Genomic DNA, 13,382 nt, shown 5'->3' with positions numbered 1-13,382 from the left:
ACCGACCATGAAAAAAATTGATGCGATTATTAAACCTTTCAAACTGGATGATGTACGTGAAGCGCTGGCTGAAGTGGGCATCACCGGGATGACCGTAACTGAAGTGAAAGGTTTTGGTCGTCAGAAGGGCCACACCGAGCTGTACCGTGGCGCAGAGTACATGGTGGACTTTCTGCCGAAGGTGAAAATCGAGATCGTGGTGAGCGATGACATCGTCGATACCTGTGTGGATACCATTATCCGTACGGCACAGACCGGCAAAATTGGCGACGGGAAAATCTTCGTCTTTGACGTGGCGCGCGTGATCCGTATCCGTACCGGCGAAGAAGACGACGCGGCGATTTAACACGCTTGCCGGGTGGCGCTGCGCTTACCCGGCCTACAAAACCCTTCGTAGGCCCGTACAAGCGAAGCGCCGCCGGGCGATTACAGCACCTTATGCGGGCCGAAGCATTCGTAATGAATGTTGTCCTTGTCCACACCCAGGTCTACCAGCTGCTTCGCGGCATACTGCATAAACGCCACCGGTCCGCAAACGTAGAACTGCATTCCCGGTGCGCTGAACGCCCCTTCATGCTGCCCTAAATTCATCAGCCCTTCGCTGTCAAAACGTGCCGCTGCGCGGTCTGCTTCCGTTGGCAAACGGTACCAGGTATGCGCGGTAAAATGCGGCAGACTGGCCGCCAGCGTTTTCACTTCATCCGCGAAGGCGTGGACATCACCGTTTTCGGCCGCGTGGAACCAGTTGACCTGCGCGCTGTGGCTGGATTTTGCCAGCGTATCCAGCATCGCCAGCATTGGCGTTTGACCCACGCCCGCGGAGATCAGCGTCACCGGCGTGCCGGGTTCCACCGCCATAAAGAAGTCACCCGCCGGCGCGGCCAGATGAACGATATCGCCCACGTTAGCGACGTTATGCAGCCAGGTCGATACCTGACCGCCTTCCTCACGTTTAACCGCAATGCGATAGCCTTTGCCGTTTGGCTTGCGGGTCAGGGAGTACTGGCGGATCTCCTGATGCGGGAAACCTTCCGGCTTCAGCCAGACGCCCAGATACTGCCCAGGCTGATAATCCGCCACCGGCTGGCCGTCAACCGGCTCAAATTCAAAACTGGTGATAAGCGCGCTGCGCGGGGTTTTCTCAACGATACGGAAGGCACGAGTGCCTTCCCAGCCGCCGCTCTTGCTGGCGTTTTCGCTGTAGATCTGCGCTTCACGGTTGATAAACACGTTTGCCAGCACGCCGTAGGCTTTACCCCACGCGTCCAGCACCTCCTGGCCCGGGCTGAACATTTCGTCCAGCGTGGCCAGCAGGTGGCTGCCGACGATGTTGTACTGTTCAGGTTTGATCTGGAAGCTGGTGTGCTTCTGGGCAATTTTTTCCACCGCAGGCAGAAGAGCCGGCAGGTTTTCGATGTTGCTGGCATAGGCGGCGATAGCGTTAAACAGCGCTTCACGCTGATCGCCGTTACGCTGGTTGCTCATGTTAAAAATTTCTTTGAGTTCCGGGTTATGCGCGAACATGCGATCGTAGAAATGGGCGGTCAGCTTAGGACCCGTTTCAACCAGCAGGGGGATCGTCGCCTTCACGGTAGCGATGGTTTGAGCGTCGAGCATAGCAGCTTCCTTCTGATGTTACTTTAATGATGTATTTTAGATGCATCTTATAAAAATACCCATGCAATGTAAATGGTTCTTTGCATCGTGAAAAATATGCATCACAAAGCTGAAAAGAAATCCGTTGAAAATGGCGAGAGCTTTATCGCTCAAACCCTTGCGTGGCGTGAAGGTAAACGTTTGCGTAAAATCGTTTGTCAAGACCTGTTATCGCAGAACTATTCAGTTATACTGTTGCCCGTCGTCCAACAGGACTGCCTTTTCAGGCCAAAAATTTACTTGTTAGCTGAGTCAGGAGATGCGGATGTTAAAGCGTGAAATGAACATTGCCGATTATGATGCCGAACTGTGGCAGGCTATGGAGCAGGAAAAAGTACGTCAGGAAGAGCACATCGAACTGATCGCCTCCGAAAACTACACCAGTCCGCGCGTTATGCAGGCGCAGGGCTCTCAGCTGACCAACAAATATGCTGAAGGTTACCCGGGCAAGCGCTACTACGGCGGCTGCGAGTACGTTGATATCGTTGAGCAGCTGGCAATTGACCGTGCGAAAGCACTCTTTGGCGCTGACTACGCAAACGTCCAGCCGCACTCTGGCTCTCAGGCTAACTTCGCTGTTTACACCGCGCTGTTGCAGCCGGGCGATACCGTTCTGGGTATGAACCTGGCACAGGGCGGCCACCTGACTCACGGCTCCCCGGTTAACTTCTCCGGTAAACTGTACAACATCATTCCTTACGGTATTGATGAGTCCGGTAAAATTGACTACGAAGACATGGCGAAGCAGGCTAAAGAGCACAAGCCGAAGATGATCATCGGTGGTTTCTCTGCTTACTCCGGCATCGTTGACTGGGCCAAAATGCGTGAAATCGCAGACAGCATCGGCGCGTACCTGTTTGTCGACATGGCGCACGTTGCCGGCCTGATTGCCGCAGGCGTTTATCCGAACCCGGTTCCACACGCTCACGTTGTGACCACCACCACCCATAAAACCCTGGCGGGTCCACGCGGTGGCCTGATCCTGGCGAAAGGCGGTGACGAAGAGCTGTACAAAAAGCTGAACTCTGCCGTGTTCCCAAGCGCGCAGGGCGGCCCGCTGATGCACGTTATCGCGGCAAAAGCGGTGGCGCTGAAAGAAGCGATGGAGCCAGAGTTCAAGGTGTATCAGCAGCAGGTTGCTAAGAACGCTAAAGCGATGGTGGAAGTGTTCCTGAACCGTGGCTACAAAGTGGTTTCTGGCGGGACGGAAAACCACCTGTTCCTGCTGGACCTGGTTGATAAGAACCTGACCGGTAAAGAAGCTGACGCTGCCCTGGGCCGCGCCAACATCACCGTGAACAAAAACAGCGTGCCAAACGATCCGAAGAGCCCGTTCGTGACTTCCGGTATCCGTATCGGTTCTCCGGCCGTGACGCGTCGCGGCTTTAAAGAAGCGGAAGTGAAAGAGCTGGCGGGCTGGATGTGTGACGTTCTGGACAACATCAATGACGAGGCGGTTATCGAGCGCGTTAAGGGTAAAGTTCTGGAGATCTGCGCACGCTTCCCGGTGTACGCTTAATCCTCTGCGTTGCAGAACTGAAAAAGGCCGCTTATGCGGCCTTTTTTGTGGGCTAACGTCGGTCGAGGGAGATGGCCCCCGGCCCTGTAATCGCCAGCAAAATAAAGGCGCCCGCGATACTCACATTTTTGTAGAAGTTAATCATATTGGGCAGGACCGCATCCCCGGTCATATTCCAGTAGTGATGACCAATTACCGCCGTCCCCAGCGTATAGAAGACAAAGATGACCGCAAGAGGGCGGGTGAAAAAGCCAAGCACAATCAATATAGCGGCGGGAATCTCCATCACGACGGCAATAATGGCCGCCAGCATGGGCATGGGCGCACCGAGCGACGTCATATACTGAACGGTGCCGCTAAACCCCGTCAGCTTTGGATAACCGAAAATAATAAACAGAACCACGATGGCAATGCGGGCAATTAAAAGCAGGAGCGAACGGGAGGAGCCGAAATCAAAATAACGTAAGCTGTTCATGGCAAACGACCTCTTCAGGCGATGTCCTTTAAACGTAATACAGTTTTACCGCTCTCGCCATACGCCGACCGGCTGTTCATGATGTTAATTTTTCGTAAATTTATAGCGCGCTAACGACTTGCTAAAGTACAGGATAAACGCCAGACTATCGCCTCCATTTCGGGAGGGATTCATGGTCTTGCATTCCACGCGCTGGCTGGCGCTCAGCTATTTCACCTATTTCTTTAGCTACGGTATTTTTTTGCCTTTCTGGAGCGTCTGGCTCAAGGGAATTGGTCTGACGCCTGAAACCATCGGTATCCTGCTGGGCGCAGGGCTGGTGGCGCGTTTCCTCGGTAGCTTGCTGATTGCCCCCCGCGTCAGCGATCCCTCCTTACTGATTAAAGCGGTGCGCATTCTGGCCCTGCTGACGCTGGTCTTCGCGGCCTGTTTCTGGGTCAGCCACCAGTTTGCCTGGCTGATGGTGGTGATGGTTGGCTTTAACCTGTTTTTCTCCCCGCTGGTGCCGCTGACGGATGCGCTGGCGAACACCTGGCAAAAGCAGATCACCATGGACTATGGCCGCGTGCGCCTGTGGGGATCGATTGCCTTCGTCATCGGCTCTGCGCTGGTGGGCAAACTGGTCAGCCTCTACGATTACCGCGCGATCCTGGCGTTGCTGAGTATCGGGATCGCCTCCATGCTTCTGGGGATGCTGCTGCGCCCGTCGGTAATGCCGCAAGGGGAAAGCCGTCATCAGGAAAGCGCGGGCTGGCCCGCCTGGCGAAGCCTGGTGGCGCAAAGCTGGCGTTTTCTGGCCTGCGTCTGCCTGCTTCAGGGCGCGCATGCGGCCTATTACGGCTTCAGCGCCATCTACTGGCAGGGCGCGGGATATTCCGCCTCCGCCGTCGGCTATTTATGGTCGCTTGGCGTAGTGGCTGAAGTGATTATCTTTGCGCTCAGCAAAAAACTGTTCAGCCGTTTCGGTGCGCGGGATCTGCTGCTGCTTTCCGCCGTCTGCGGCGTGGCGCGCTGGGGCATCATGGGCTGGACGACGGAGCTGCCGTGGCTGATTGTGGCGCAAATTCTGCACTGCGGAACCTTCACCGTGTGCCATCTGGCGGCGATGCGCTACATCGCGGCGCGAGAGGGCGGGGACGTTATTCGTCTCCAGGCGGTCTATTCAGCGGTGGCGATGGGGGGCAGTATCGCCGTGATGACCGTCTTCGCCGGTTTCCTCTATCAGCATCTCGGGCACGGGGTGTTCTGGGTGATGGCGCTGGTGGCCTTACCGGCCATCGTCATCCGCCCGAAGGTGGCTGCTCGCGCGTGACTATGATTCGAGCATAACGCGAATATGTTCCTGCTGCTGCGAATTCAGGGTCTCAACGGCATGAATGAGCGGCGGCGAGAACAACGGCAGGGCGGTTGGATAGGGAGTAATGACCAGCGCTGCCTCGCGAGGAGCGCCCTCTTTCTTAAACGCTTCCAGGCTGAGATATCGAATATTGAGCGGCAGCAGCGTCAGTTCGCGAAGCTGCTGCTCAATCAGTTCCTCACAGGCTTTATCTTCCCCCGTTAACAGCACCACCTGTTTTTCATGCAGATCGGTTTCCTGCATCAGCCAGGCACCGAAAATCACCGCCACCAGAGCCCTCTCTTCACCGGAGAATCGCAGGCCAAATTCGGCTTCCAGCTCAGACAGCGCCTCTTTGGTGGTGCGCAGCAGCCGGGGGTAAAGGCGGTGGATCTCTTCCGGCAGGCTGTTGTCGATGCCAATGTCAAATAAGGAGCGGTCCAGCGCCTGAGCCAGATGAACATAAAGCTGATCGGTCAGCCCTTGCTCATCGCTGAAGTTCATGCCGGTTTGCGCCCGGAAACGGGCAATCATACGCACGATGGCGCGACGCAGGCGCTGATCCTGCTGATGTTTATCCAGCACCGGATCGGGTGTGCGGAGCATCATAAACAGCAGCGCCAGAAACAGCTGTTCATCGCCGTGCGTGCCCTGTGGAACGCGCCGTTTCCAGTGGCGGACAATTTCCTGCGCCGTAAAGTACTCCCCTCTCGACTGCGTCCAGCTGCGCTGAACGGGAGAAAACTGTGGCGTATTGCCCAGATGATGCTGAATCAGACAGTATTGCAGATAGAGCTGTAAAAACTGCACGTCGCGGGCCTCAAACTGGCGCTGAAGCTTGCGCGAACAAAAGCTGATAAGCGCCCGAAGATTCGCATCGTCATAAAGAGGACGCGCGATACCGTGCTGTTTAAGCGCGGTTTTTAAGGCCGGGGTAAACTGTTGCGAGACAAAATGCGGACACAGCCGGAGCGCCCTGCGCAGCCAGTGCAGCAGGCACAAGCGCTGGTTCAGGGCGGAACCCTCAATTCGGTAGCAGCCATCAAGGTGCGTGACGATATCAAGCCGATGATAGCGCTGGATTTCATCGCGCGTCTCGGCTATATCTTGCCGTGCCAGGGCGTCGTCCACGCCGTTGGCAGCGATTATGCTCTGTGCGGTGACGGCAGCATCGGGCAGGTAAAGCATCAAAAGCACCTGGCAGCGGCGCTGCGAACTGGAAAGCACAGATGGAATTTCAAGCGTCGTCATCATCATCTGTCGGGTATCCAGTGTGAATGTTTGATAAGAATAGCTAAAGGATGGGCGCTGAAAAGCGCGCCGGCAGGCCTTTCACTCAGGATTGCTGGCGAACATCACAGAATTTTTGACGTGAGGAACAGATGCAAATAGTTAAACAAAGCGCGGTAGCGTTATTTTTGGCGGTTTTCACTTTCGCCGCCGGCGCCCATCCTCACAGTTTTATCAGCCTGAAAACCGAGCTGGTGACGGACGGCACGCAGCTCAGCGGCCTGAAAATGCGCTGGACGATGGATGAAATCACCTCCGCCGATCTGCTGTACGATGCCGGAAACGCAAAGCCCGGCGACGAGATCTGGAAAAAGCTGGCGGCAGAAGTGATGGCCAACGTGCTGGGTCAGCACTACTTCACCGAGTTCTGGCACAACGGACAAAAGGTAAAGTTTCTTAATCGTCCCACGGAGTACGGCATGACCCGCGACGGTCATCAGGCGGTGCTGACGTTTATCCTTCCGCTGGCGCACCCTCAGCCGCTGGCAGGGCAGAAGTACACGTTCTCTACGTTTGATCCAACCTACTACGTCGATGTGCATTACGCCCAGGACAGCGACGTGCAGCTGCCGGAAAATTTGCAAAAAAACTGCAAAATTGCCGTGCACACGCCGACGCCCAGCGAAGAGACGCTGAATTTTGCCGTTTCCCTTGATAAAGAAGATGCGCCCCCAGAAGACATGGAATTAGGAAAACAGTTTGCGCAGGAGGTGACGTTGCAATGTCAGTGATCTCCTCTCCCGTCAGCAAGCCGCGTCGCTGGCTGCACCTCTGGCCTCTGGCGCTCTTTTTACTGTTAGCCGTCTGCGGCGCGCTCTGGCTGTGGCAGGCCTGGCCGCAGGTGATGATGAAAAGCATTATCTGGCAGCGTGAAGTCAACCAGCAGATGAGCGGGCTGCTGAAGGCGGTGGCGGAGAACCCGACCAAAGCGGGCGGTTCCCTGCTGGCGTTCAGCTTTATCTATGGCGTGCTGCACGCGCTGGGGCCGGGGCACGGCAAAATCGTCATCACCACCTGGCTTGCCACCCATCCGTCGAAGCTGAAATCGAGCATTGGCCTGACGCTGGCGTCCTCTTTACTTCAGGGCGTTGTGGCGATTGCGCTCGTGGTGATAGTCCTTTCGCTGTTGCAGCTGCCGGCCCGTCAGCTGCATATGAGCAGCTTCTGGCTGGAGAAGGGGAGTTACGCGCTGGTGGGCTTGCTGGGGCTGATCCTCTGCTGGCGGGCGCTGAAAAAGTTGCGCGCGTTGCTGCAAAAACCGAAATTCAAAGCCTTTACGCCGCATCACGTTCACCATGAAAACTGCGGATGTGGGCATCAGCATCTGCCGACGCAGGCGCAATTACAGAGCGGCGACGACTGGCGCGCGCGCCTGATGATTGTGCTCTCTATGGGGATGCGCCCGTGCTCGGGAGCGATCATGGTGCTGTTGTTCAGCAAAGTGATTGGGGTATTTGGCTGGGGTATGCTCTCGGCGCTGGCGATGGCGGCGGGAACGTCTCTGACTATCTCTTCGTTAGCGTTGCTGGTGCACAGCTTCCGTCAGCTGGCGGTAAAACTCAGCGGCAATAAAACGCCGGTGCTGTGGCGACAGGTTGGCTGGACGACGCTTGCGCTGGCGGGCGGGTTGATTCTGCTGGTGGCTGCGGTCACGATGTGGATGAGCGCGGTGCCGGTGGGAAGGGGGCTGCGGCCTTTTTAACAGCGTGCGGTCTGCTTCCCCTCTGCCACGGAGCTGTCTCTTATTGTTAATCCCAATTACCGTAGGGGTAAGTTTTGCCTTTAATGAAATCCTGCGTTGACTTGATGACGTTAAACGTACCGCCGGGAACAACATAGTCTTTGCAAAGAGTCAGGTCCTTGCCGGCGTGAGTCCACATCTTCAACGGTTTGAGGGGCAGGCTGGGGCGTCCGGCGACATCCGGAAGCCAGACCTTGACTTTGCCGCCGGGGGACAGGCCGAAGGTCATATTGTCGTACCAGACGGGAGCGCCAGATCGATAGGTATGATCGGCAGGGGTTTTCATGCGCAGCCAGGTGTCCGGTCCGAACACGGCGCTGGTTTCATAGGTTTGCTGGTCAATGTAGGACTCCCAGCAGAAGACAATGTACTGAGGGGGCTTTTTGACTTTGTTGAAATTGACACTACCTCCATAGGCCACATCAGTCCATTTGCCCACGGATTCGGAATCGCGAGAAGTGGAGTCAAGGGTATTAAAGGTATACAAGTAACCATCCGTGTCGATCACCCGGGCATGAAGCGCTTTTGCTGGCAGCTCGTAGGGCGTGATAAAAGAAAAACTCCATTCGCCATAAGGCAGAATCCAGTCACCACTGGCGGCCTGTTTTGATTGTAAAGGATGAGGCTTGTGCGGGTTGCAGCCCGTCATTGCCAGCAGCAGTAGAATTGTCAGTGCGTTATGTGTTTTCATCGTTTTTTTCCATCCATGTTGTAAATCGTTCTTATCCAGTTTTCATCTGGCCGATTAACAAAGCCGACGGTTTCGCACGCTGAAGCGCCACCCTGTATTTCACCGGACTGTTTAAGCTCCACTGCATTCCAGTGGGCTGAACAGTGGATATATTTCCGGGTAATTATATCCACCTCGTCGGGTGTGAAGCCGTTTACGCTTCTGTGCTGACGGGCTGCTTTACCCATTAATCGTGCGTAATCGCACAACGGCCTCAGTTCATCAGGTAAGGCGTGCGTTCTGATGCTGTCTACGTCAGTAAATAACGCTCCTGCCTCTACTGTCGCATCGACCATTACCCGCAGCGCCACCTTTGACCAGTCAAAAAGGACCGTCCGATGGCGTAGCGTCAGAGCGGAAAAGATCCGTTTCTGCGGCTGGCTGTAGCGGTCAGGCGGGGCGAAATCATCTTCCCATACGTCCGGGGTGATAGCATTGGTTCGAATGACGGGCATGACAACCGGTGAACGCTCCAGCACGCGCAGCTGCGCCATCGTCTGCTGGTAAACGTGCGACTGTGTGCCGGGCTGGTTGTGTGGCAGGGTTTCCACTAACGGTCTAGTAAGAAAGAGGTCTTCCCGCAACTGAGGCAGATAGCCGCCGCCTATATCGGAATGGGCGCCGGGAAGTGTAAGTTCCGGCCAGGCAGGGGCAACGCTATTAAGTGCGAAGTTAAAGCGACACTCGTGTTGGGCGATGATGTGAAATACTTTTCCCGCCACGCCGGGACGCAGGCGGATGTTGACATTTCCGGTGTCGGCGCTGTGTGGATTGAGGCCATTCATTACCGTACCGACGGCCGCCACGGTGTCCATGATACCGAGGAAGCGGGTTTTACCCGCTGGTGCGCCGCGATAATTATATTCTTTCATCCCAGCCGAGATTGTTTCGATTATGGCGCGGTCTTCCGCCTGGACACGGTTGGCGAAATGACGGGCCGCCGCCGCACCTCGGCTGAAACCGAAGATATCAAACAGCAGGGTATCGACAACAAACTTACCGTTTAATTGAGAAAGCGCTTTCTTTATCCCGACTTCCAGTTGTGTCACCGCATCGTCAGTTTTGGCAATAATTCCGGTCTCTGCTGTGCCCAGTCCCAGACCTATCGGGTTGTCGGGTTCACCTGCCCGGGTACCAATACCCTCGACATAGATAACATCTTGTATGTAGTGACTGTCTGGCGGAAATTTTTTCTCATACAACTCATTCAACCAATAAATGTTTGTATAATATCCCAGATAGCTCCCCGCCCCGATCCCACTTATCCCCATCTTCTCCGATGCATTTCTGGCGAGAATGGTTGCCGCATCCGGGCTGTTGATATCAAAGTGCTGCGCCGTCAGAGCCTCAAGCATGTTCCGGGTGTTCACCGCGTTATTGCCAGTGCCGTCAAAGAATATCCCCAGCACCAGCGTCACCTTACGTTCAGGTCGCTCTTCGGGGAGGACTGTCTTCTGCACCACCGGAAAGAGACGGTTATAATTTTCAGGCGTCAGCAGATAATCAAATTCGGTACCGGCAATAAGATGGCGACTCAGAATATAATCATAATCAACCGAGATGTATTCATAGTCCATATCATTCATCCTGTAATTCAGGTGAATGGACCGTATTGTTGCACCACGTAATTCGATAAGATAATACTTCTCCATTTGGCCGTACCGATTGGTGCGGTAAATATTAAACGTAAGCTTGAGACGTTCATTGTTATTAATGGCGTTACTCATTAACGGAGAGCTTTTATCCAGGAGCTTACAGAATTGCAGTCCGCGATGGTGAAGCCGGCCACCGATACCGCCCGCCTCCTGCTTCAGGCTGAAAACAAAGATTTCATCTTCATGCCCCAGCTGATATCGGTTGCCGACTGAAGCCTGAGAACCACAGTCAGCAGAAATCCTTCCCTGAATATCGCCCTCAAGCGTTAAATAAATAAGGTTGCTCATTTATTTTTCCTGAGTGAGGCGCTTAGTCAGGAAGTATCGTAATGATAAAATTGAAAAGGCAATCTGCTATAAATCAAATTACAGAGAAAATACTGACGTTTATTTAGGGGTAAAAGAACCACTAATAAAAAATCCCCGATGTTGAACGTCGGGGATTTATATACGCACAGACAGTACGGAAGAAATAACCGCTGGGGGCAGTTACCGGGCTTAACGCTTCAGCGCATCACTCAGTTCATCACGCATGTTTGCCAGCATGGCTTTAACGACGCGCGGGTTACCTGCAACGATGTTGCCGGTAGACATATAGTTATGGCCGCCGGTGAAGTCGCACACGATGGCGCCTGCTTCACGTGCGATCAATTCGCCCGCTGCAAAGTCCCACGGCTTCAGGGACAGCTCGAAGTAACCGTCAACGCGTCCGGTCGCCACGTAGGCCAGATCCAGTGCAGCAGAGCCGGTGCGACGGAAGTCCGCGCATTCGGTGAACAGTTTGCCCAGGATATTCATATAGGTGGTTGCGTGCTGCTTCGCCTTGAACGGGAAGCCGGTCGCCAGAATGGTGCCGTCCAGATCGCGTGCATTGCTGCAACGCAGACGGTAGCCGTTCAGCTGCGCGCCCTGGCCGCGGGTAGCGGTGAACAGTTCGTTACGCATTGGATCGTAGACAACGGCGACTTCAGTACGGCCTTTGATACGTACTGCGATAGAAACTGAGAAGTGTGGCAGGCGTTTAACGAAGTTGGTGGTGCCATCCAGTGGATCGATAACCCATTGAACATCCTGATCGGTACCTTCATGTTCACCGCTTTCTTCGGTGATGATGGTGTGCTGCGGGTAAGATTTGCGGATCGTTTCGATAATAATCGCTTCTGCGGCTTTATCGACGTTAGTCACGAAATCATTGCTGCCTTTCTGGCTGGTTTCTACGGAGTCTGGAGTTTCGTAGTGTTTGGCAATTACATTACCCGCCTTGCGCGCTGCGCGCACGGCGATGGTCAGCATCGGATGCATCGGTCTCTCTCACTGGATGTTAAAGAACAGGAAAATCGGCGCAGAGTATAGCAGCGGGATCGGATTATGTCTCTCGTTTATGATAATATGCCCGAATATTCTTCAGACACTGAACCCAGACATCTAAAAATTATGCTGCAAAACATTCGAATCGTGCTGGTCGAAACATCGCACACCGGCAACATGGGCTCTGTGGCCCGCGCTATGAAAACCATGGGCTTAACGAACCTGTGGCTGGTTAATCCGCTGGTGAAACCAGACTCTCAGGCTATTGCCCTGGCGGCCGGTGCCAGCGACGTGATCGGTAATGCGCAGATCGTGGACACGCTGGATGAAGCCCTGGCCGGTTGCAGCCTGGTGGTGGGCACCAGTGCGCGCTCCCGTACGCTGCCGTGGCCGATGCTGGACCCGCGCGAATGCGGCCTGAAAAGCGTCTCAGAAGCGGAGCAGGCACCGGTTGCGCTGGTGTTTGGTCGCGAACGCGTTGGCCTGACCAACGAGGAACTACAGAAGTGCCACTACCATGTGGCGATTGCCGCCAACCCGGAATACAGCTCGCTTAACCTGGCGATGGCGGTACAGGTAATCGCCTACGAAGTGCGCATGGCATGGCTGGCGACGCAGGAGAAACAGGTCGAACCTAAAGAAGAGACGGCCTACCCACTGGTGGACGACCTGGAGCGTTTCTACGGCCACCTGGAGCAGACGCTGCTCTCTACCGGCTTCATCCGTGAAGGCCACCCGGGCCAGGTAATGAACAAGCTGCGCCGTATGTTTACCCGCGCCCGTCCGGAAAGCCAGGAGCTTAACATCCTGCGCGGGATCCTGGCGTCGATTGAACAGAAGAATAAAGAGTAGTGCCGTGTGTTCGCCGGGGCGCGCTTCGCTTACCCGGCCTATAAAGCCCGTAGGCCCGTGCAAGCGCCGCGCCGCCGGGCAAAAAATACGGCACAGAAGGTTAAATACCTGACTAAAACAGTCAAGTAAATAGTTGACCAATTTAGTCAGGAATGTCAGACTTGGCCCTGCTATGCAATACCCCCATTTTACAATAAAAAACCCCGGGCAGGGGCGAGTTTGAGGTTAAGTAAGACATGAGACTGACATCTAAAGGGCGTTATGCCGTGACCGCGATGCTGGACGTTGCGCTCAACTCCGAAGCGGGCCCGGTTCCGTTGGCTGATATTTCTGAACGACAAGGGATCTCCCTCTCTTACCTGGAACAGCTGTTCTCCAGGCTGCGTAAAAATGGACTGGTGTCCAGCGTTCGTGGCCCGGGCGGCGGTTATCTGCTGGGTAAAGACGCGGGCAGTATTGCGGTTGGCGAAGTGATTAGCGCGGTGGATGAATCCGTTGACGCAACCCGTTGCCAGGGTAAAGGCGGCTGTCAGGGCGGCGATAAATGCCTGACCCACGCGCTGTGGCGCGATCTGAGCGACCGTCTGACCGGCTTCCTGAACAACATCACCCTGGGTGAACTAGTGAATAACCAGGAAGTTCTGGACGTTTCTGGTCGTCAGCACAGTCAGGATTCACAACGCAGCACCCGTTCGCAGGACGCCATCGACGTCAAACTGCGCGCGTAATTAAAAAGATAAGTATTCAGAATCAGGCCGGGGTGGTCACACCCCGCGTACTCGGTCGTACATCCAGCCGGTTGCCTGATTCCTTGCATTGA

13 protein-coding genes are annotated in these 13,382 nt (G+C 55.0%); 7 read left to right on the top strand and 6 right to left on the bottom strand.

Annotated elements, in window-relative coordinates; translation table 11 throughout:
* Positions 1–7 precede the first annotated feature (7 nt).
* Positions 8–346, top strand: coding sequence for a nitrogen regulatory protein P-II (glnB, locus tag N5C09_RS10695; protein ID WP_003860685.1), 339 nt, complete (start codon positions 8–10; stop codon positions 344–346).
* Positions 347–426: 80 nt separating this feature from the next.
* Here the strand turns inward: glnB and hmpA are convergent, their stop codons facing one another.
* Positions 427–1,617 carry an NO-inducible flavohemoprotein gene (gene hmpA / locus N5C09_RS10690; protein ID WP_063867981.1) on the bottom strand — a complete coding sequence of 397 codons (1,191 nt, stop codon included), beginning with the start codon at positions 1,615–1,617 and terminating at the stop codon, positions 427–429.
* 304 nt (positions 1,618–1,921) lie between these two features.
* On the opposite strand from hmpA, the gene glyA reads away from it, so the two are divergent.
* Positions 1,922–3,175: a serine hydroxymethyltransferase gene (glyA, locus tag N5C09_RS10685; protein WP_063867985.1), complete on the top strand. Its 1,254-nt coding sequence runs from the start codon at positions 1,922–1,924 to the stop codon at positions 3,173–3,175.
* 52 nt (positions 3,176–3,227) lie between these two features.
* Here glyA and N5C09_RS10680 read toward each other — a convergent pair whose 3' ends face one another.
* Positions 3,228–3,650 carry a DoxX family protein gene (locus N5C09_RS10680; RefSeq protein ID WP_279749011.1) on the bottom strand — a complete coding sequence of 141 codons (423 nt, stop codon included), beginning with the start codon at positions 3,648–3,650 and terminating at the stop codon, positions 3,228–3,230.
* 172 nt (positions 3,651–3,822) lie between these two features.
* Here N5C09_RS10680 and N5C09_RS10675 point away from each other — a divergent pair, with 172 nt between their 5' ends.
* Entirely contained in the window at positions 3,823–4,962 is a 1,140-nt protein-coding gene (locus tag N5C09_RS10675; protein WP_131636474.1) for a 3-phenylpropionate MFS transporter, read from the top strand.
* On the opposite strand, the gene csiE is transcribed toward N5C09_RS10675, so the two are convergent.
* Positions 4,963–6,240, bottom strand: coding sequence for a stationary phase inducible protein CsiE (gene csiE / locus N5C09_RS10670; RefSeq protein WP_063868352.1), 1,278 nt, complete (start codon positions 6,238–6,240; stop codon positions 4,963–4,965).
* Positions 6,241–6,368: 128 nt separating this feature from the next.
* Here csiE and N5C09_RS10665 point away from each other — a divergent pair, with 128 nt between their 5' ends.
* Both N5C09_RS10665 and N5C09_RS10660 read left to right on the top strand, forming a co-directional pair.
* Complete coding sequence (locus tag N5C09_RS10665; RefSeq protein WP_279749010.1) at positions 6,369–7,007, top strand: DUF1007 family protein; 639 nt, start codon at positions 6,369–6,371, stop codon at positions 7,005–7,007.
* Positions 6,998–7,978: a nickel/cobalt transporter gene (locus N5C09_RS10660; protein ID WP_279749009.1), complete on the top strand. Its 981-nt coding sequence runs from the start codon at positions 6,998–7,000 to the stop codon at positions 7,976–7,978. Before N5C09_RS10665 ends, N5C09_RS10660 begins: the two co-directional genes overlap by 10 nt.
* 46 nt (positions 7,979–8,024) lie before the next feature.
* Here the strand turns inward: N5C09_RS10660 and N5C09_RS10655 are convergent, their stop codons facing one another.
* From N5C09_RS10655 to suhB, 3 genes are all read right to left on the bottom strand, one after another.
* The gene (locus N5C09_RS10655) at positions 8,025–8,708 is read right to left on the bottom strand and encodes a DUF2931 family protein (RefSeq protein WP_107533528.1); all 684 of its coding nucleotides are present in this window, start codon (positions 8,706–8,708) and stop codon (positions 8,025–8,027) included.
* Complete coding sequence (tssD, locus tag N5C09_RS10650; RefSeq protein WP_279749008.1) at positions 8,705–10,690, bottom strand: type VI secretion system tube protein TssD; 1,986 nt, start codon at positions 10,688–10,690, stop codon at positions 8,705–8,707. Before tssD ends, N5C09_RS10655 begins: the two co-directional genes overlap by 4 nt.
* A 210-nt stretch (positions 10,691–10,900) precedes the next feature.
* A complete protein-coding gene (gene suhB / locus N5C09_RS10645; protein ID WP_003860668.1) occupies positions 10,901–11,704 on the bottom strand; it encodes an inositol-1-monophosphatase in 804 nt (267 codons plus the stop codon).
* 132 nt (positions 11,705–11,836) lie between these two features.
* Here suhB and trmJ point away from each other — a divergent pair, with 132 nt between their 5' ends.
* Positions 11,837–12,562: a tRNA (cytosine(32)/uridine(32)-2'-O)-methyltransferase TrmJ gene (trmJ, locus tag N5C09_RS10640; protein ID WP_063450562.1), complete on the top strand. Its 726-nt coding sequence runs from the start codon at positions 11,837–11,839 to the stop codon at positions 12,560–12,562.
* A gap of 236 nt (positions 12,563–12,798) precedes the next feature.
* Positions 12,799–13,290: a Fe-S cluster assembly transcriptional regulator IscR gene (iscR, locus tag N5C09_RS10635; RefSeq protein ID WP_022649018.1), complete on the top strand. Its 492-nt coding sequence runs from the start codon at positions 12,799–12,801 to the stop codon at positions 13,288–13,290.
* Positions 13,291–13,382 lie beyond the last annotated feature (92 nt).

Source organism: Enterobacter sp. GD03975 (assembly GCF_029838645.1).
In the GTDB taxonomy this organism is placed as follows: Bacteria; Pseudomonadota; Gammaproteobacteria; order Enterobacterales; family Enterobacteriaceae; genus Enterobacter; species Enterobacter quasihormaechei.
The sequence above is the reverse complement of the archived record's forward strand: the minus strand, read 5'-3'. Positions and strand labels throughout refer to the sequence as shown.

Bases quoted from the DNA above. Each gene is read 5' to 3' on its own strand.
- glnB (WP_003860685.1), top strand. From the start codon at position 8: ATGAAAAAAATTGATGCGATTATTAAACCTTTCAAACTGGATGATGTA.
- hmpA (WP_063867981.1), bottom strand. From the start codon at position 1,617: ATGCTCGACGCTCAAACCATCGCTACCGTGAAGGCGACGATCCCCCTG.
- glyA (WP_063867985.1), top strand. From the start codon at position 1,922: ATGTTAAAGCGTGAAATGAACATTGCCGATTATGATGCCGAACTGTGG.
- N5C09_RS10680 (WP_279749011.1), bottom strand. From the start codon at position 3,650: ATGAACAGCTTACGTTATTTTGATTTCGGCTCCTCCCGTTCGCTCCTG.
- N5C09_RS10675 (WP_131636474.1), top strand. From the start codon at position 3,823: ATGGTCTTGCATTCCACGCGCTGGCTGGCGCTCAGCTATTTCACCTAT.
- csiE (WP_063868352.1), bottom strand. From the start codon at position 6,240: ATGATGACGACGCTTGAAATTCCATCTGTGCTTTCCAGTTCGCAGCGC.
- N5C09_RS10665 (WP_279749010.1), top strand. From the start codon at position 6,369: ATGCAAATAGTTAAACAAAGCGCGGTAGCGTTATTTTTGGCGGTTTTC.
- N5C09_RS10660 (WP_279749009.1), top strand. From the start codon at position 6,998: ATGTCAGTGATCTCCTCTCCCGTCAGCAAGCCGCGTCGCTGGCTGCAC.
- N5C09_RS10655 (WP_107533528.1), bottom strand. From the start codon at position 8,708: ATGAAAACACATAACGCACTGACAATTCTACTGCTGCTGGCAATGACG.
- tssD (WP_279749008.1), bottom strand. From the start codon at position 10,690: ATGAGCAACCTTATTTATTTAACGCTTGAGGGCGATATTCAGGGAAGG.
- suhB (WP_003860668.1), bottom strand. From the start codon at position 11,704: ATGCATCCGATGCTGACCATCGCCGTGCGCGCAGCGCGCAAGGCGGGT.
- trmJ (WP_063450562.1), top strand. From the start codon at position 11,837: ATGCTGCAAAACATTCGAATCGTGCTGGTCGAAACATCGCACACCGGC.
- iscR (WP_022649018.1), top strand. From the start codon at position 12,799: ATGAGACTGACATCTAAAGGGCGTTATGCCGTGACCGCGATGCTGGAC.